Origin of the sequence: Roseibacillus ishigakijimensis, from assembly GCF_016595415.1 — a bacterium.
Taxonomy (GTDB): Bacteria; Verrucomicrobiota; Verrucomicrobiia; order Verrucomicrobiales; family Akkermansiaceae; genus Roseibacillus; species Roseibacillus ishigakijimensis.
This window is the reverse complement of record NZ_JAENIO010000021.1, coordinates 33,536-51,339: the sequence shown is the minus strand read 5'-3', so window position 1 is coordinate 51,339 and position 17,804 is coordinate 33,536. Positions and strand designations below refer to the sequence as shown.

General features: G+C 59.6%; 16 protein-coding genes and 1 pseudogene. 6 read left to right on the top strand and 11 right to left on the bottom strand.

All coding sequences use genetic code 11. The features are described 5' to 3' along the window. From JIN78_RS09655 to JIN78_RS09630, 6 genes are all read left to right on the top strand, one after another. On the top strand, positions 1-891 hold the full coding sequence (locus JIN78_RS09655; protein WP_200391756.1) for a cation diffusion facilitator family transporter: 891 nt from the start codon (positions 1-3) through the stop codon (positions 889-891). Positions 892-1,087: 196 nt separating this feature from the next. After that, positions 1,088-2,431 (top strand): basic secretory protein-like protein, encoded by a 1,344-nt coding sequence (locus tag JIN78_RS09650; protein ID WP_200391755.1) that lies wholly within the window; start codon positions 1,088-1,090, stop codon positions 2,429-2,431. Between the two features lie 301 nt (positions 2,432-2,732). Next, positions 2,733-3,506, top strand: a complete 774-nt coding sequence (locus JIN78_RS09645) for an MIP/aquaporin family protein (protein WP_200391754.1) — start codon at positions 2,733-2,735, stop codon at positions 3,504-3,506. Positions 3,507-3,535: 29 nt separating this feature from the next. Then, positions 3,536-5,041, top strand: a complete 1,506-nt coding sequence (glpK, locus tag JIN78_RS09640; protein ID WP_200391753.1) for a glycerol kinase GlpK — start codon at positions 3,536-3,538, stop codon at positions 5,039-5,041. Continuing rightward, positions 5,038-6,606 (top strand): glycerol-3-phosphate dehydrogenase/oxidase, encoded by a 1,569-nt coding sequence (locus JIN78_RS09635; protein WP_200391752.1) that lies wholly within the window; start codon positions 5,038-5,040, stop codon positions 6,604-6,606. Before glpK ends, JIN78_RS09635 begins: the two co-directional genes overlap by 4 nt. A 135-nt stretch (positions 6,607-6,741) precedes the next feature. Then, on the top strand, positions 6,742-8,175 hold the full coding sequence (locus tag JIN78_RS09630) for a hypothetical protein (protein ID WP_200391751.1): 1,434 nt from the start codon (positions 6,742-6,744) through the stop codon (positions 8,173-8,175). A gap of 21 nt (positions 8,176-8,196) precedes the next feature. Here the strand turns inward: JIN78_RS09630 and JIN78_RS09625 are convergent. The 11 genes and pseudogenes from JIN78_RS09625 to JIN78_RS09580 form a co-directional block, all read right to left on the bottom strand. Continuing rightward, a pseudogene (locus JIN78_RS09625) lies at positions 8,197-8,781 on the bottom strand (peptide-methionine (S)-S-oxide reductase); the annotation flags it as partial. Between the two features lie 12 nt (positions 8,782-8,793). Next, positions 8,794-8,925: a hypothetical protein gene (locus JIN78_RS17530; RefSeq protein ID WP_267907047.1), complete on the bottom strand. Its 132-nt coding sequence runs from the start codon at positions 8,923-8,925 to the stop codon at positions 8,794-8,796. Between the two features lie 109 nt (positions 8,926-9,034). Beyond that, entirely contained in the window at positions 9,035-11,059 is a 2,025-nt protein-coding gene (locus JIN78_RS09620) for an ATP-dependent helicase (protein ID WP_200391749.1), read from the bottom strand. Then, entirely contained in the window at positions 11,059-12,705 is a 1,647-nt protein-coding gene (locus JIN78_RS09615; RefSeq protein ID WP_200391748.1) for an amino acid carrier protein, read from the bottom strand. Before JIN78_RS09615 ends, JIN78_RS09620 begins: the two co-directional genes overlap by 1 nt. 217 nt (positions 12,706-12,922) lie before the next feature. Then, positions 12,923-13,492: a PqiC family protein gene (locus JIN78_RS09610; RefSeq protein ID WP_200391747.1), complete on the bottom strand. Its 570-nt coding sequence runs from the start codon at positions 13,490-13,492 to the stop codon at positions 12,923-12,925. After that, on the bottom strand, positions 13,489-15,207 hold the full coding sequence (locus JIN78_RS09605) for a PqiB family protein (protein WP_200391746.1): 1,719 nt from the start codon (positions 15,205-15,207) through the stop codon (positions 13,489-13,491). The genes JIN78_RS09610 and JIN78_RS09605 overlap by 4 nt, the downstream gene beginning before the upstream one ends. Then, on the bottom strand, positions 15,204-15,842 hold the full coding sequence (locus JIN78_RS09600) for a paraquat-inducible protein A (RefSeq protein WP_200391745.1): 639 nt from the start codon (positions 15,840-15,842) through the stop codon (positions 15,204-15,206). Before JIN78_RS09600 ends, JIN78_RS09605 begins: the two co-directional genes overlap by 4 nt. Then, a complete protein-coding gene (locus JIN78_RS09595; RefSeq protein WP_200391744.1) occupies positions 15,839-16,447 on the bottom strand; it encodes a paraquat-inducible protein A in 609 nt (202 codons plus the stop codon). Before JIN78_RS09595 ends, JIN78_RS09600 begins: the two co-directional genes overlap by 4 nt. A gap of 164 nt (positions 16,448-16,611) precedes the next feature. Then, positions 16,612-16,842: a hypothetical protein gene (locus JIN78_RS09590; RefSeq protein WP_200391743.1), complete on the bottom strand. Its 231-nt coding sequence runs from the start codon at positions 16,840-16,842 to the stop codon at positions 16,612-16,614. Between the two features lie 14 nt (positions 16,843-16,856). After that, positions 16,857-17,126: a 30S ribosomal protein S20 gene (rpsT, locus tag JIN78_RS09585; RefSeq protein WP_200391742.1), complete on the bottom strand. Its 270-nt coding sequence runs from the start codon at positions 17,124-17,126 to the stop codon at positions 16,857-16,859. 62 nt (positions 17,127-17,188) lie between these two features. After that, positions 17,189-17,785 (bottom strand): L,D-transpeptidase, encoded by a 597-nt coding sequence (locus tag JIN78_RS09580; RefSeq protein WP_234037905.1) that lies wholly within the window; start codon positions 17,783-17,785, stop codon positions 17,189-17,191. Between the last annotated feature and the right edge of the window lie 19 nt (positions 17,786-17,804).

Here is a 17,804-nt window from a genome sequence, read left to right as displayed (position 1 = left end):
ATGTCCCATCACCACCACCACCATTCTTCCCAGAACCTGGGCACCGCCTTTCTCCTGAACTTCGTGTTCACCATCATCGAAGTCATCGGCGGACTCCTCACCAATAGCGTGGCCATTCTCTCCGATGCCATTCACGACTTCGGCGACTCCCTCTCCCTTGCCCTGGCTTGGTATTTCGAGAAGCGATCCCGGCAGGGACCGAACGCCCGGCAGAGCTACGGAGCGGCCCGCTATCGCCTCTTGGGAGGGCTGATCACCGGACTCGTCCTCGTCATCGGCCTCAGCATCGTCCTCTGGCAAGCCTCCCAGCGCCTCCTCAATCCCGAACCGGTGCACACCACGGGCATGATCTTACTGGCTCTTCTCGGAATCGCCCTCAATGGCCTCGCCGTCCTCAAGGTGCGTGGCGGCACTTCCCTCACCGAAAAAGTGGTGAGCTGGCATCTGCTGGAGGACGTCCTCGGCTGGGTCGCCGTGCTGCTGGGTGCGATTGCCATGAAAATCTGGCACCTCCCCCTCATCGACCCACTCCTCTCCATTGGAATTTCTCTCTTCGTGCTCTGGAATGTCGCACGCAATCTCCGCCAGATTGGCCGGGTTTTCCTCCAGTCCGTGCCGGAATCCTTCGACCTCGAACGCTTCGACCGAGAGGCTTGCTCCTTTCCCAAAGTGCAATCCACCCACCACGCCCACGTCTGGTCCTTGGATGGAGAAAATCACGTCCTGAGTATCCATCTCGTCATGACCGCAGACTCCGAGCGGGCCGACATCGTGCGGGCCAAGCAAGGACTGCGCGCCCTCCTCCCCGCCGAAGGCTTCACCCATGTCACTATCGAGGTGGAGCTCGTCGGAGAAGACTGTTCGCCTAAGGAAAATACGTCTCAGGAATAGTCAATTCCAACCCTTTATATTTTCGAGGTAACACCTCATCTTGCCAAGTTCACCACCCCAGTGCCAGTCACCGGCTCTCACGCTGAAATCCAGTCAAAACCACGCGCTCTTATCAGAGATGCACTTCAGCCAAAGAGAAAGGGGGAATGGCGCGTAGTGGCTAAAGCATGCGGCTTTTCCATCGATCCCGATCTCTATGAAACTCCTCTTGTCTATTCTTGCTTTACTCACTTTAGCGGAGACCCTGTCTGCTGCTCCCACTGTCCGTCTGGACCGCAACCGGGGCGATGGCTCTTTTCAATTTCAGCGTGTTCCCGCACCCGCGGTGAACGATTTGGCTCAAGAGAAAAGCTTCCGAATCATCGCCGGAGAAGCCGACCGCATGAGTGCCGATTTGGCAGTGCTCACCGATGGAAAAGTGCCCACTGCTGACGATCAGCCCGACGCCAACTTTTTCTTCACCACCGGGAGCGACGGCGGACGTCTGGTCCTCGACTTGGGTGCAGAGACTACCCTCGCGAGCATCGCCACCTACTCCTGGCATCGTGGCGGACGCGCTCCCCAAGTCTACACCGTCTATGGCGCGACTGGAGGCACCGAGAAATTCAAGCTCGAACCGGCCCGGGAAGACGACCCCACTCAGTCAGATTGGATCGAAGTGGCCCAAGTCGATACCCGGTCACGCCGCCGGGCCGCCAACGGCCAACACGCGGCCCTCATCAGCAACCGAGACGAACTGCCCTTGGGACGCTTCCGCTACCTGCTCTTTGACTTCCAGCGCCCCGACCCCGAAGATCCCCATGGAAACACCTTCCTGAGTGAAATCGACATTGTCTCCCAGGGTCAGAAAGAATTGGAGCGCCTCGAAGGACCTAAAAAAATCACCAAAACTTTTCCCTCTCCCGACGGAAACTACCAATATCACCTCGACACCACCGCCGCTCCCCGCCTGACGGAATGGAGTGAAAACGAACTCCTCCCCGTGATTATCGAGTGGTATCCCAAGCTCATCGAGCTTTTGCCCAGCGAGGGATACGAAGCTCCGAGTGAAGTTTTCTTCGAATACCGCACCGACATGGGAGGCACGCCCGCTTACGCCGCCGGAAACCGCATCGCTCTCAACGCCAACTGGTTTCCTGGTCAAATCAACAAGGAAGCTAAAGGCTGTGTGGTCCATGAAATGGGTCACGTGGTGCAAAACTACTGGATGGCACGGAGAAACAATCCCGATCCCAAGCCCACCCCCGGCTGGATCACGGAAGGGGTCTGCGACTACCTCCGCTGGTTCCTCTACGAACCCGAAAGCCGAGGTGCCCGACTTCGGGAAGGCGCCACCGTCAACCACAACGACAGCTACCGAACTTCCGCCAACTTCCTCGACTGGGTCATCAAAGAACGGGATGAAAACCTTCTTCAAAAACTCAATGCTGCCGCCCGCGAAGGCCGCTATGAAGAAAAACTCTGGGAAGAATGGACCGGGAAAAGTCTGACCGAACTCGCCGCCGATTGGAAAAAAGACATCGCTAGCGGCAAACGCTGAAGTCGGCCGCAAGCCCGCGTTCCAGAGGAACGCCCCTCTCTCGCAAACCGTTTTTCGAACCGGTTGCCGTCCACTGAGGAACGGGGTCAGCGCCGTTCCTTTGTTGTGTCCCCGTGGGACGAGTGATTCGGGTTCTCCCGAGGTTTCCATTCCTTGCCTCTGTGGAAACCTCCCTTTCGCCCCCCGTTTCCGGAAAAGAAAATGATAGACGAAGCGCATTCCAGAGCCATGATAAGAAAATCCCTGATCCCGTTTTTGGGGTTTTTCGTCTCGTGCAACTCTTTCGCCGTCTTCCCAACCCATGAACCCCTACCTCGCCGAATTCGTAGGCACCGCCATTCTCATCCTCCTGGGCAATGGAGTGGTGGCCAATGTGGTGCTCAACAAAAGCAAAGGCCAGAACAGCGGTTGGCTGGTCATCACCTCGGGTTGGGGCCTGGCGGTCGCCTTTGCCATCATCGCCGTCGGTCACATCTCGGGAGCACACATCAATCCCGCCGTGACCCTGGCCTTGGCCGTGATTGGCGACTTCGCCTGGTTCCAGGTGCCGGGGTATGTCCTCGCCCAAGTTGCCGGAGCCGCAACCGGGGCCAGCCTCGTCTGGCTCAGCTATCTGGCCCATTGGGAAGAGACCGATGATGCCGAGGGGAAGCGGGCCTGTTTCTGCACCACTCCTGCCATTCCCCGCCTCGGCCCGGCTTTCCTCAATGAAGTCATCGGCACCGCCATGCTCGTTTTTGGCGTTCTGTCAGTGGGCCAAATCGGGGCCGGAATTCCCGCCGCCGAGTTGCCCGAGGCCACCGCCATTCCCACTTCTCTGGCCGGAGTGGTGGCTACCTGGTGGAGCCCCTTCCTCGTCGGTCTATTGGTCCTCGCCGTCGGTCTCTCCCTCGGCGGACCCACTGGCTATGCCATCAATCCCGCCCGCGACCTCGGTCCCCGCCTGGCCCACCAGCTCCTCCCCATCGCCGGAAAAGGCTCCTCGGACTGGGGATACGCCTGGCTTCCAGTCGTTGCCCCTCTCGTCGGCGGGCCACTGGGAGCCCTCCTCTTTCGCGCCCTCTTTCCCCAGTAATTGCTCTCCTTCCCCCTTTTGCCAAAACCATGAAAACCGAACAATTCATCCTCGCCCTCGATCAGGGCACCACCAGCTCGCGAGCCCTCGTGGTCAACCACGCGGGCGAAGTGGTCGCCGTCAGCCAGTCGGAATTCCAGCAAATTTACCCCAAACCGGGCTGGGTGGAGCACGACCCGATGGAAATCTGGTCCACCCAATCCGCCACCGAAGCCGAGGCCCTCAGCAAGGCCGACCTGCGCCACCGCGACCTCGCGGCCATCGGCATCACCAATCAACGCGAGACCACCGTGGTCTGGAACCGCCACACCAGCAAGCCCGTCTACAACGCCATCGTGTGGCAAGACCGCCGCACCGCCAACATTTGCGCCAGACTGAAAAAAGCCGGCCACGAACAAACTTTCCGCGACAAGACCGGGCTCCTCCTCGATCCCTATTTCTCCGGCACCAAGCTGCACTGGATTTTGGAAAACGTGGAGGGCGCGCGCGAACAAGCCGAGGCCGGCGATCTCCTCTTTGGCACCATCGATAGCTGGCTGGTCTGGAAGCTGACCGGCGGCGAAGTCCACATCACCGACGCCACCAATGCCTCCCGCACCCTCCTCTACAACATTCACGACAACAAATGGGACGAAGAGCTTCTGCAGATTCTCGACATCCCCGCCGCCCTGCTGCCGGAGGTCAAAGGCAGCAGCGAAGTTTACGGAAAATCCACCAAAAACGTGCCCATCGCGGGCATCGCGGGCGACCAGCACGCCGCTCTCTTCGGGCAGGCCTGCTTCGAGCGCGGGATGGGCAAAAACACCTACGGCACCGGCTGCTTTTTCCTGATGAATACCGGCGAGGAAGCCATCCGCTCGCAGAACAATCTCGTCACCACCATCGCCTGGCGCATCGGCGACAAGACCGAATACGCCCTCGAGGGCTCGGTCTTCATCGGCGGCGCGGTGGTGCAATGGCTGCGCGACGAACTCCAGCTCGTCTCCTCCGCCGAGGAATGCAGCGAGCTGGCCGCGCAAGTGCCTGACGCCAACGGGATGTATCTCGTCCCCGCCTTCGCCGGGCTGGGCGCGCCCCACTGGGACCCCCACGCCCGCGGCACCTGCGTGGGCATGACCCGGGGCTCAAACCGCCAGCATTTCTGCCGGGCCGCCCTCGAGTCGGTGGCCTTCCAGAGCGGCGACCTCGCGGTGGCCATGAGCCGCGACAGCGGCATTGAACTCACCGAATTGCGCGTCGATGGCGGGGCCTCCCGCAGCGAACCCCTCATGCAATTCCAAGCGGATCTCCTCGGGGTCGATGTCGTGCGCCCGGAAAACGTCGAAACCACCGCGATGGGGGCCGCCTATCTCGCCGGGCTCGCGGTCGGCTTTTGGGAAAGCAAGGAGGATATCAAGTCGCGCCAGAAAGAAGGAGCGCGCTTCACCGCCCAACGACCCCGTGAAGAAATGGACAAATTGATCTCCGGCTGGAAGCGCGCGGTGGAACGCGCCAAAGACTGGGAACTCTTAGAGGAAGAAAACGAAAAAGCATGAACCGAGAAACCGCCCTCAACCACATTCGAACCGCCCGCGAACCCTACGACTTCTGCATCATCGGCGGCGGAGCCACCGGCCTGGGTGCCGCTGTCGACGCCGCCTCCCGGGGCCACTCGGTGGTCTTGCTGGAACAAGCCGACTTCGCCAAGGGCACCTCCTCCCGCTCCACCAAACTGGTCCACGGCGGGGTCCGCTACCTGCAACAGGGCAATGTCTCACTGGTGCTGGAAGCCCTACGTGAGCGCGGTCGCCTGACCCGCAATGCGCCCCACCTCGTGCACGATCTCTCCTTCGTCATCCCCAACTACAGCTGGTGGGAAGGCCCTTTCTACGGCATCGGGATGAAGGTCTACGATCAACTGGCCGGCAAACTCGGCCTCGGTCCCAGCCGCTGGCTTTCCAAGGAAGAAACGATCGCCGCTATCCCCACCGTGGAAACGGAAAATCTCTCGGGCGGGGTGAAATACCACGACGGCCAGTTCGATGACTCCCGCCTCGCGGTCAACCTCGCCCAAACCGCCGCCGGACTGGGTGCCCGCGTCGTCAACTACGCCCGCTGCACGGGTTTGGAGAAAGAAGACGGCCTCGTCTCTGGAGTGAAGGCCACCGACCTTGAGAGCGACGAGGAGTTCACCATTCCCGCCCGCTGCGTGATCAACGCCACCGGCATCTTCGTCGACGAACTACGCGCTGCCGATGACGCCTCCGCCAAGGCCATGGTCACCGTCAGCCAAGGCATCCACCTCGTCTTGCCCAAGGAATTTCTCCCCGGGAACTCCGCGATCATGATTCCCAAAACCGCCGACGGACGCGTTCTCTTTGCCGTCCCCTGGCACGATTGCGTCGTCGTCGGCACCACGGATACCCCCCTGGAGGAAAAGTCGCTGGAGCCCCGGGCCTTGGCGGAGGAAATCGACTTCGTGATGGAGCACGCCGCGCAATACCTCACCAAGGACCCCACCCCGGAAGACGTGCTGAGCGTCTTTGCCGGACTGCGCCCGCTGGTGAGCGAGGGCGATGATTCCGACACCGCCGCCATCTCGCGCGACCACACCATCGTGGTCAGCAACAGCGGACTCCTCACCGTCACCGGGGGCAAGTGGACCACCTACCGCAAAATGGCCGAGGACGTCATCGACCAGGCCGAGATGGTCGCCGGAACCGACCACAAGCGTTGCGAAACCGAGTCCTTGCAAATCCATGGCTGGACCCGTGGCGACATCCCCGAGCCCCACCTGCGGCCCTACGGGGCAGACGCCCAGGCCATCCGCGCCCTCGGCGAACCCGATCGCGTCCATGACGATCTCACTCTCACCCGGGGCGAAGTGCGTTGGCATGTGCGCGAGGAGATGGCCCGCACCGTCGAGGACGTCCTCGCCCGTCGCAGCCGCAGTCTCCTGCTCAATGCCCGCGCCAGCATCGCCGCCGCCCCCACCGTGGCGCGAATCATGGCCGAAGAATTGGGCCAAGACGACTCATGGATCGACGAGCAAGTCACCACTTTTACCAACTTGGCAAAAGGTTATCTCTTCGGCGACCCCGCCAGCATCGGAACGAAATAGCTATATCTTCCATCCAAAGCCAGGAGCCTATTCTGATAAAAGAGCAGGTTGAGAAATCCGAAGAACTGAGGTGCCTTTCCGAGCTCAGAAGAAAAAATCCTCGTCGCCGCAAGCTCTCTCCCTTTGACTGCCATCATGCGCCGCTCGCTCAATAAGGCTCTCTGGCTTTTCGTGCACAAAATTCCTTGGAAGCCCCTACTCATCTGGGGGCCGTGGGTGGTTCTCGTTCTCGTTGCCGCCTTTTATTTCGTTGAAAACTGGCGGGGACAGCGGGCTTGGGACCAGGCGCAGCAAGATCTGCGTGCGGCGAGAGTGAGCTTGGACCTCCAGAGCTACGTCCCGGAACGCCCACCCGGAGCCATCGACCCAACTACCTTGCCCGGTCTGGATGGGACCCGGACAAAAAGCCTCAAACTTCTCATTTACCAAAGGCACGCCGGACTGAATCACACCTCGACTGGCCGGGAAGCCGCGCGGCGAGACCACAATCGTTGGCAAGCGCAGCCCCGCGACATCGTGCAATGGCTTGACCCCGCGAAGGGAATCTCGGACCCGCAAGAGGCCGCGACCGAACTCGACAAAATTCTCACCAGCGAATTCGGAACCACCTTGGCCAAACTCCGCAGTCACGATCCCAGCCAGCCGCTCGTTTTCTCCTTAGAAGATCCCGAAAGAGAGCTACTTGGCCAGATGAATCAATACCTCAAGTATTTCTCCAGCCTACACGGACTCGGTGAGGTTCTTTCCGACGACACAGCCCTTGCTCTCGCCCATAACGATGCTGAGCGAGCTTTCGCCAATTTACGCTGGCAGATTTCGATCATCAATTCGGCTCATTTTCCGACCTTACTTTCAGTTCTTTACCAATTTAGTTGCATTCAATTTTTGGAAATCAGCCTCTGGGAAGCAGTCATCAGCCAACAACTCGATTTAGACCAACTCGAAGTGCTTAACGCGGAGTTGTCGAAAATCTCACTACCCAATAACTTCGCAAACAGCCTCAAGGGAGAGCTCGCTTTTTTCCTCGCCCATCCCGAAAGCGAACAAATCATTGTGCCCTATATGCCAGGTTGGAATGACCTAGGTAAAGCGAGTGTCTTCTTTCAAACCCACGACCTCGCAGAAACCGTAGCCACCGAGCCACTTCATCACTTGCGTTCCTACCAATACCCACGGTCAAAGGCCCGGTTCCCCGGCGACTTCTTTGCGCCAAGCTACAACTCCCCCTTTCTAAAAGCGGCCACAAAACTCATGAAAGCGGAAGTTCTTCTCCGCCTCGCCCGACTGGGCATCGCCTTGGAAATCCATCGCCATAAACAGGGACATTATCCCGCCACCCTTGCGGAGCTGGATTTTCCTACCCTGCTGGATCCCTACACAGGGAAGCCCTTCCACTACCAACGGAAAGCCGATGGCTCGCCTTGGCTGTGGTCGATCGGACCTGATGGTAAAGACGATGGCGGCACCCCCGCAAAAATGGACCAAGGCGATCTTGTTTGGATGACGACTCCTATCGCCGGCCTCACCGAAAAAGAATGGAAGCGCCGCACTTGGCGACGCTCCCATTGAGGAAATAGGCTCCTTCTTTACTCAGCGACGGCTTTCGGCCATGACTTGGAGACGTCCGGCCACAAATTCCGGTAACTTGTATTCCGGCAGCTCCTCGGCAAAGGCAGCCCAGTCGAGCTTCAGCCCCGAGCCCAGATAGGCATTGAGGCGGGTGGCGACGGTGGAATCCGCCAAGGCCTTGGCCGTCGGATAGAGTTGCTCCAGAAAGAGCCGGATCTCGCCCTTGCGCGAGAGAACATACTTCTGATGGTAGCCCTCCGCGTAGGTGAAGGCGTTCACCGGCAGCACTTCGGTGCGGACCTCTTCGGTGCCCAGGCCGAGACGGTGGGCCTCGCGGTCACGCGACTCGAGGGCCGCCTGGCGCTGCTGCTCATCGCGATAGAACACCGCTTTCATGTATTGCCGACTGTGATTGAGGGAGTCGCAACGGTGACCGAGCCAAAACTCGCCAAGCAGGTCCTCGTAGCTGGTCACCGCCGGGTCGTAGTCGATGGACACGGCCTCGGTGTGATCACCCATGGAACGGTAGGTCGGCTTTTCTTTCGTTCCGCCCGCGTAACCGACCCGCGTGCGCAACACTCCTGGGAGGCTTCCGAACTCGGAATCCGGTCCCCAGAATCATCCCATGCCAAAGGTCGCGGTCTCGAAGGCGACCTCGGAATTCACTTTGTCGAAGGGCAAAGCGGTCGCAGCCACTTTGCCGTCCTCTTTCACCAGTTGTTCAGCCCCGAAGGCTCCTAGTCTTGTCATAATCGTTGGGGTTGTGAACGACGGCCCTCCCGAGAAGAGCCGGCGTTCACTGGGTAGGAGTTCTCTCTGGCAAAACTTATTCCCCCCCCCCGGTTTCCCGCTCCCCCGATTACCAAGGGCTGCTGCCCCCGATACGCCATTCCTCCATGAGCTCGGCGGGGCAATCCTCAAGAAAACGGGAGGGCTGTTGCAGAATCTCGCCGGAGTAGCTGCGGGGATTGAGCTGGGGATAGAGCAGGTAGAGCTCGTCCTTGGCCCGGGTGATAGCCACGTAGAAGAGGCGCCGCTCCTCTTCCATCTGGGCCTCGTCGCCGGAGTCGATAATGCGACCGTTGGGAAACATGCCTTCGGTAAGCCAGATGACGAAGACGACTTTATACTCCAGTCCCTTGGCCTGGTGGATGGAGCTCAAAGTGACCTGCTCGCCATCGATCTCGTCCCTTTTGCCGGTGGGCTCGCCATCGACCGAACTCATCAAGCTGAGCTGGGCGAGGAATTCCTCCACGTCGTCGAAGCCCTCCCCATAGGTCATGAGCTGTTCGACATCCGCGCGCCGCTGCTCGTAATTTTCGAAATTGCTCTGCATGATGCCATCGTAGAGTCCCTCGAGGATGGAATAAATCATGGCAGAAGGCCGGGCGAAGTCCTCGCCGGTGACGAGTTCGTCCAACACGTAAGCGAGCTGCTCCCAATGCGGGCGGGCTTTCTTGGCCACGGAGAACTCGAGCAATTTTTCGGAAAACTTGGCCGGTGGTTTGTCCTGCGTGCCCCAGCCCGTTTTCTGCCAAGCGGCCCAGAGCTTTTCCGCGCCCTTGGCGCCGATGCCGGGCAAAAGCATGACGAGGCGCTTGAAACTGACTTCGTCCCGACGATTGACCACCAGCCGGATGAAGGCGGCCACGTCCTTGATGTGGGCTTGCTCGAAGAAGCGCAGACCGCTGGTGACCTGGAAGGGAATGCCGCGGTTGGTCAGCTCCAGCTGCACCTCCATACTCTGGTGGTGGGCGCGATAAAGAATGGCCATTTCCTCCAACTCGACGCCCTCATCACGCAGCTCAAGGATGCGCTGGGCCACGAAGTGAGCCTGCATGGTGGGGTCTTCCACCGGCACGAGGGCGGGCGGCGCCGAGCCGGCCGCGCGGGAGGAGCGCAGGGTCTTGGCAAACTGGCGGGTATTGGCGCGGATAGCCTCGTTGGAGAGATTGAGGATCTCGGGCACGCTGCGGTAATTGGTCTCGATCTTGAAGACCTTGGCCCCCTCGAAACGGTCGGGAAAGCCGAGGATATTCTCCATGTCCGCCCCCCGCCAGGAATAGATGGACTGGGCATCATCCCCCACCACCATCAGGCTCTTGTGCCGCTCCACGAGGAGGGCGATGAGCTCGCTCTGGACGTGGTTGGTGTCCTGAAATTCGTCCACCAGCACGTAGCGGAAGCGCTTCTGATAGAGATGGCGCAACTCTTCATTCTCCTGCAGCAGGCGCAAGGTGAGGACCAGCAGATCGTCGAAGTCCATGGAGTTGACCTCCTGTTTCTTGCTGGTGTAACGCTCGGCGATGCGGGCAATCTCTTCCCCCCATTCCCCGAAGTAGGAGTAGCGACTCTCCAGCACCTCTTCCAGCGTCTCGCCGGTATTCTGCATGATGGAGAAGATGGTGGCGAGGACGTCGGCCTTGGGAAAACGACGGACTTTGGTATCGATCTCGCACTCCGCGACGACGGTATTGAGCAGGGACTTCTGGTCGTCGCGGTCGAGGATGGAGAAGGAGCGGGTGAAACCCAGCTCGTCGGCATGACGGCGCAGAATGCGATTGCCAATGGAGTGGAAAGTCCCTCCCCAGAGAGTGGACAGATCGCGTGGGACCAGCTCCTTGACCCGCTCCAACATCTCGCGCGAGGCCTTGTTGGTGAAAGTCAGGAGGAGGATGTCCTTGGGGTCGACCCCTTGGTCGAGAAGGAAGGCCACCCGATAGGTCAAAGTGCGCGTCTTGCCCGAGCCCGCGCCGGCAATGACCAGCGCCGCGCCCGGGGGAGAGGTGACCGCCGCGTATTGCTCGTCATTGAGGGCGGCCCGGTAGTCGATGCCGGAGGTCCCCTTTCGCTCCGGCTGATTGAGTTGATAATTGCGAGCCATTACTGCGCGTCCTCCGCTTCATCCAGGCTAGCGCCCGCATCCACCCGCTTCGCGAAATCCTGGAAATCGGCGAGCTCCTTTTTCACGATGGGCAGGAGGAAATAGAGCCCGATGAGATTGGGAGCAACCATCGCGAAATACATGGCATCGGAGAGCTTGAGCACGTTTTGCAGGGACGCGCCCGCGCCGAGGACCACGCAGAGACAGAAGACCACCTTATAAACCAGGACCGCGCGCTGATTGTAACCCGTCAGGTAGCCAATAGCCTGCTCGCCATAGTAGGACCAGGAGATCATGGTGGAGAAAGCAAAGAGCACCACCGCCACGGTCAGGACATAGGGGAACCAGGAGATGACGGACCCGAAGGAGCGCGAGGTGAGCCAAATCCCCCCCGACCAGCCGGTGCGGTCGACCACGGCCTCGCGCGCGATAAAGCCAGAGGCGTCGCCGTCGGGCGTGTGCACCGGCACCCAGCTATCTCCCGCTTTGTCCACCTCGGCGATACTCTTCTCGACCTTCACCAATTCCCCTGCGGTCAAAGTGGTAAGCACTTCCGACTGGGCGTCGGCTTGCTGATAAATGGGCGCGGCGGTGGCCAGGCTGGCGTCGGCCTTCCACACCCCGGTCACCACGATGACCAGCGCGGTCATGAGGCAGATGATGACGGTGTCGATGAAGGGCTCCAGCAGGGCGACCACCCCCTCCGAGGCGGGCTTGCGGGTTTTCACCGGAGCATGGGCGATAGCGGCGGAACCGAGACCCGCTTCATTGGAGAAGACCCCCCGCTTGATGCCCTGAATGAGACCGCCGATGAAGCCGCCGAGACCAGCTTCCGGAGAAAAGGCTTCGCCAAAAATGGTGCCCAAGGCGGCGGGAATTTCCCCCATATAACCCACCAGCACCACAATGCAGGCAATGACGTAAATGATGGTCATGAACGGCACGAGAAAGGCCGTCACCCGCGCGATGGAGACTATGCCGCCCAGAATGACCGCGCCCACCGCCACTGCGACCAGAATGCCTAGAATCCACTCCTGTCCCCCGCCAAAGATCCCGAAGGTCTCCACCACCTGCTGGGCGGATTGATTCATCTGGAACATGTTGCCCGCCCCGAGGGCACCGCCCACACAGGCCACCGCGAAGAGAATGGCGAGCACTTTACCCAAGCCGGAAAAACCACGCTCGGCGAGCCCCTGCTGGAGATAGCGCATCCCTCCCCCGTGCACCGTGCCATCGGGATCAATTTTGCGGTAGCGGACCCCCAGGGTGCACTCGGTGAACTTCGAGCTCATACCAAGGAAACCCATCACCACCATCCAGAAAACGGCCCCGGGACCACCGATGCCGATGGCCACGGCCACCCCCGCGATATTGCCCAGCCCGACGGTGGCCGACAAGGCGGTGGCCAAAGCCTGGAAGTGCGTGATCTGGCCGGGGTCATCGTCTTTGGAGTATTTCCCCCGCACGGTGCGCACCGCCAAGCCAAGGGACCGGAGGTTGAGAAACTTGAAGTAAATAGTCAGGAATAGAGCGGTTGCGGCCAACAACACCAGAACCACTGGCACGGAATGGCCGTTCCCCACCGGAACACTATAGAAAACGACAGTATCCGCCGTGGTGGCTATGGGCTCCAGAAAGCTATCCATCTTTTCACTGACAGATTGCGCGGAAGCCGAAACCATCGAAAGAATCAGCAGGAGAAAGGTAAGGATTCCGTTACGAAACATGACGACAGGCTGTCCTTTCCCCGCCCCAGCGACAAGCCGGAAAATCGGCATGGCCAAATAACCGCTCAAAATGGCAAAATTTGCCAAAAACGAAGCTCTTTTCCCGGACGGGGTGAGCGGAAAAGGAAGGGGTGCTCTAAAAAGCGGTGGCAATGCGAGCCGCCAATCGATCCACCAACCGGCTGAGAGAAGCAGCCATCTCCTCGAAGCCATCCTGGCGCAAGTCATCCCGCACCGTCGTGTTTTCATTGGCCACCATCACCCCGTCAACCAGACGGTAGACCCGCCAGTTGGCCTCCAGAACCGTTTCACCATCCGGGGTGCCCTGAAAGCGAACCACATCGAGGGTCACTTGGTAATCGAGGTCACTTTCCCGTTGCCAGGGATAGACCTTCACGTTGGCGGTGCCTTCGTGGTGAGCGAGATTGCTGGCCAGCACGCGGGTAAAGTCGTCTTCCAAATCCCCGGCCCAGAGGTGATCCTCAGAGAACTCGAGCTGATTGGGCGAACTCTGGAATATCAGATTTTGCCGCTCGGTGAGATAAGGAGCCAGGTCGACCGGCCCCACCCCGATGCCGACCCCACCGCGTGCGGGCGCGGGCTCGGAGGCGGAAAGCACGTAATAGGAACGGACGTTCGAGGAAGAACAGGCCGATAGAAAAAGACAGGCGAGGGAAAGAAGCCCGGAGGCGAAAGGGAATTTCATCGTTTGGCGCGGGGAATGTTGTTCGAAGAGGAGGGTTTCCCGAAGATAAGGGAATTGGGCTTGTCGCTGATAGTCTCGGTCAAGCGTTCGATGGACCGGGTCGCGGAACGCAGCTCATCCATGGTGCGGCGCAGATCGCCATAGACCGCCCCATCGGCAGAGAGCGGCTTCAGACTGCTGTTGATTTGGGCCAGAGTCTGACGGACATCGTCGGGAATAGCTTGGGTGGAGTCGCTTTCCAGAATCGCTTTGAGCGCGGTCAGACTCTCCTTCATCTCCCTCATGGTCGCTTGGGATTCAGCCAACAGCGGACCGGTGCTCTCCAACTTGTCGTTCATCGTATGCAATGTATTCTGGGCAGCCAGAGTGGTGGCTTCCAATTGGCGCACCAAGGAGTCCAAAGGAAGAGCATTGACTTTCTCGATGACAGCGGTCACTCGCTCCTCCAATTGCCCCAAACCGGTTTTTACGGTGGGCAGCACGAGATAGCCCCCGCGATTGGCGAGAAAGGCCTCGCCCTCATCCGGGTAATAATCCATGTCGACATAGAGCTGGCCTGTGATGAGGCTGCTGGACTTGAGACTGGCCCGCAAGCCACGCTGCAAGGCTTGGGCAATCCCGGCCCCGCCCTCGTCCATGAGCTCGGGAGGAAAGTGCTTTTCGAGCAGCCGCTTGTTGAGCTCGATGAGCACCGGCGTCTGCGAATCCATTGCATTCTCGACCAAATTGTAGGAAATTTCACTCACCCGGCCCACCTTGAGCCCGCGAAATTCGACGGGAGATCCTTCGGTGAGCCCCCGAATCGATTGGTCAAAGAAGAGGAGGAATTCGCCATCGGACTCGAAGCTAGCGGCCTCCGCCGACTTCTTATCGGCATAGAGGCGGTAGACAAAGCCATCGACCACTTCCCTGCCGAGCGAGATCTCGTCATTGATGAGCCCGAAGGAGACCTGCCCCTTCAACAAGGCATCCAGAGACGGCAGCTGCACATCCACTCCCTCCGCGCCGACCGAGACACTGAGTCCGCTGGAGCCCCAAAAGACGGTGTTGGAGCCCACCAGTTGATTGTATTTTTCCTCAATAAAGACGCCAAAGCGAACTTCCTTGAATTCCGGGTCAAAGGTGCGGCTTTCGATTTTTCCGACCAGGTTGTTGTTGAAAAAGACACCACTACCGACATCGACCACCCCGGGGTCCTCGGTCACCAGCTCGAGGCGCAGCCCGGGCACCGAAGCCGGAGTCGGCGGCGGAGTTTCCAAGCCTTCGAAGACGCGGCGGCCAGGCTCCCCGGTGCCGGGGTCCAGCTCGATGTAAGCTCCGCTGAGAACCGTGCCTAGACCGGAAACACTGCCCCCGCTGATGCGCGCGGTCACCACCCAGAATTGGGAATGCTCGCGTAGCAAATGGACGTGCTTGGACTTGATGCGCAGGTCGAGCTCGACCTCCAGGTCATCCGTCAGCGTGATACTCTCCAGCTCGCCAATTTTCACTGCCCGGCACCGGACTTCAGTCTTGCCGACGGTCAGCCCCTCCGCACTGGGCAAACTGACTTTGACCAACTCGCCGACATCATCGAAGTGGCGCTTGATGAGCCAAAGACCGAGGATGGCAGCGATGAGTGGCAGCAGCCAAATCCAGCTGATACGCCTGGCGGGGCGAATCTCGGGATGAAGGTCGGACTCGGAGGATTCGGGGGAATGGGTCGAAGGGCTCATGGAGTGGGAGGGTGATCGGTCGCGCGAACCCGATCCCAAATCAATTTGGGGTCGAAGGCATGGGCGGCAAACATCGTTAGGATGACCATCAGCCCGAAGGCGATGGCGGCCGGACCGGCGGCAATGGTCATCAGTCCGGTAAACTTGACGAGGCCGACCAAAATTGCCACGACAAAAACATCCACCATGGACCAACGCCCCACCAGTTCGGTCAGCCAATAAATCCGGTTGGCCTTCTGCGGCTTGAGCTTCCATTTGCCGGCCGCAGCGGCACAGAGCACGGCGAGAGCGATCAGCTTGAGCCCGGGGATGAGGACACTCGCCACAAAAATCGTGATCGCCACCGGGTAGGCATGCATTTGCCAAAAGGTCACGACCCCGGACATGATGGTGGAAGCATCATCCACCCCGAGCTGGGTCACCACCATGATGGGCATCACGTTAGCCGGGATATAAGCGATGAGGGAAGCAATCGAGAGAGCGAGGCAGCGTTGCAAGCTATCGGGCTTGCGAGCATGCACCGCACTCCCGCAACGTTGGCAATGATGCTCGGCTAGGGGCTGCAAGCGACCACAGGTGTGGCAGCTGGCCAGGCCCCGCGAGAGGGCAGTTTCTCCCCGCTTGCCTCCTCTCACCCTTCTCCTCCTTTCTCGGCAGCGGCTTCCAGGCGGTCCCAAAACTCCATTTGGTCGATACTGCTCAATGCACCTACCAACATCACAACGAGGAGCGCGAAGGCCCAAAATCCCTGACCCAAGGTAATATCGGCCAGTTTCACCAATTTGAGCAGGCTCACGATGGCGGCGAGAAAAAAAACCTCGACCATGACCCAGGTTTGCAGCTGGGTCACTTGCCGAAAAACCCATTGGGCGCCGGGAGCGTGCCAGCCCATGATGAGCGGGAATACGACATAGAGCAGCCCCGCCAGCAGGGCGATGGGGAAGATCACGATGAAGGCGGCGGTGGCGATCGCGATGGCATAGCTCCCCTCCTGCCAGAGGACTCCGGCCGCACTCCACACCGTCATCGAGCTCTTCAGCCCGCTATTGTTCATGCTGAGAAAAGGGAAGAGGAGGACCAACACCATAAGAAAGAGCCCTGCCAGGCAGTAGGCGACGGTGTGCTGGAGGCTGCGGGGGCGGTTTTGGTAAAGCTCGGTGCCACAAACCCGGCAATGAGCGGTCTCCCCTTCCGCCAACGGCATGATTTCCTGTAGCGTGTCGCAAAAGGGGCATGCCATCTCCTTAGGGGCGGACTTTGCCCGTGGCCAACCTTTGCTCACCGGTTTCATGAGCCGGCAGTCTAGCCCGTAGGGAGCGGATTGCCAATTGAATGTGTGTCGGATCGAAAAAGGGAGGGGTTGTCGACCTCTCCCTTTCAAAGGATGCCCTGTGGACCTCTCACTCAGTGGAGGTCGGCGGCCGTCACCGACTGCTGTTGGCGCGAGCCCAGCAAAAGAGCTTGTTCGACCACCCGCTGGGCAGAGGCATCGAAGCGATAACTGTGACAGTTCGGACAAAGGGCCACGCGGGCTCCCACAATGGAGTCGCAACCCTCACAAACCTGATATTCCTTCGGGCTAGCCGCGATTTCGCGCGCCTTGGCAGCCCGGTCCGAATTGACGGTTTGAGCCATACGAAAATGAAAATTTACTGGGCAGCGGCAGCCTTGATCGAAGCGGAGGCTTTGCTCTTCAGGTTGGCGCCCTTGTTCCGGTGGAAGATGTTGTTCTTAACAGCGCGGTCAACGGCAGAGGAGTAACGGGCGAAAGCTTCGGAGATGGCTTTCTCGTCACCGGACTCGGCAGCGGTATCAAGACCTTTGCGGAGGTTCTTGACTTTGGTTTTGATCACACGATTGCGAGCGGTGCGGGTCTGGATCTGACGGACACGCTTGAGGGCGGAAGGATTGTTTGCCATGATGTTTTAGTCGGAAAGGGGGCGGGACTCTAGGGAACTTCCGCCCAGTGTCAAGAAAAGGATCAATTGTATTTCAAGCTGAGGTAGCGGGTGTGGGCGGGACGGCCATATTTGGCATAGTAAGCCCGGCCTTCCGGAGTGCGGTCCAAGGAGCCGCGGATGATTTTAACATCCGCTCCCACACCCACCCGATTGTAGAGATCAACCACATCATCAGAAGTCATGCGGATGCAGCCGTAGCTGGCGGGCCGCCCGATATTTTTTTCCTCGGGGGTGCCATGGATGTAAATGAGACGCCGGAACGTATTGGCGTTGCCACTTTCGGTTCCCCGCAACCACATGATACGGGTCACGATGGGGTCACGTCCCGGAGTATTGGGCCGCAGGACTTCCCCGGTGGGACGACGCCCCTTGAAGACGGTGCCGGGACGGGCATTCTCACCAATCTTTTGTGCAATCTCCAGGCGGCCCAGAGGAGTGCGATTGCTGCCGGGCTGGCTGCCAATGCCGAACTTGGATGTAGAAATCGGGTAAAGCTTGCTCGCCTTGCCATCCTTGACCAGCAACATGCTCTGGTCACGGACACTCACAATCATTTCGTTCCGATCGTCCACCTGCACGGGAGCCGAGCAACTGGACAAAGCGATGAGTGCGCCCATGGCCGCACCAAAAGTGAGA

Bases quoted from the DNA above. Each gene is read 5' to 3' on its own strand.
- JIN78_RS09655 (WP_200391756.1), top strand. From the start codon at position 1: ATGTCCCATCACCACCACCACCATTCTTCCCAGAACCTGGGCACCGCC.
- JIN78_RS09650 (WP_200391755.1), top strand. From the start codon at position 1,088: ATGAAACTCCTCTTGTCTATTCTTGCTTTACTCACTTTAGCGGAGACC.
- JIN78_RS09645 (WP_200391754.1), top strand. From the start codon at position 2,733: ATGAACCCCTACCTCGCCGAATTCGTAGGCACCGCCATTCTCATCCTC.
- glpK (WP_200391753.1), top strand. From the start codon at position 3,536: ATGAAAACCGAACAATTCATCCTCGCCCTCGATCAGGGCACCACCAGC.
- JIN78_RS09635 (WP_200391752.1), top strand. From the start codon at position 5,038: ATGAACCGAGAAACCGCCCTCAACCACATTCGAACCGCCCGCGAACCC.
- JIN78_RS09630 (WP_200391751.1), top strand. From the start codon at position 6,742: ATGCGCCGCTCGCTCAATAAGGCTCTCTGGCTTTTCGTGCACAAAATT.
- JIN78_RS17530 (WP_267907047.1), bottom strand. From the start codon at position 8,925: ATGACAAGACTAGGAGCCTTCGGGGCTGAACAACTGGTGAAAGAGGAC.
- JIN78_RS09620 (WP_200391749.1), bottom strand. From the start codon at position 11,059: ATGGCTCGCAATTATCAACTCAATCAGCCGGAGCGAAAGGGGACCTCC.
- JIN78_RS09615 (WP_200391748.1), bottom strand. From the start codon at position 12,705: ATGGATAGCTTTCTGGAGCCCATAGCCACCACGGCGGATACTGTCGTT.
- JIN78_RS09610 (WP_200391747.1), bottom strand. From the start codon at position 13,492: ATGAAATTCCCTTTCGCCTCCGGGCTTCTTTCCCTCGCCTGTCTTTTT.
- JIN78_RS09605 (WP_200391746.1), bottom strand. From the start codon at position 15,207: ATGAGCCCTTCGACCCATTCCCCCGAATCCTCCGAGTCCGACCTTCAT.
- JIN78_RS09595 (WP_200391744.1), bottom strand. From the start codon at position 16,447: ATGGCATGCCCCTTTTGCGACACGCTACAGGAAATCATGCCGTTGGCG.
- JIN78_RS09590 (WP_200391743.1), bottom strand. From the start codon at position 16,842: ATGGCTCAAACCGTCAATTCGGACCGGGCTGCCAAGGCGCGCGAAATC.
- rpsT (WP_200391742.1), bottom strand. From the start codon at position 17,126: ATGGCAAACAATCCTTCCGCCCTCAAGCGTGTCCGTCAGATCCAGACC.
- JIN78_RS09580 (WP_234037905.1), bottom strand. From the start codon at position 17,785: ATGGGCGCACTCATCGCTTTGTCCAGTTGCTCGGCTCCCGTGCAGGTG.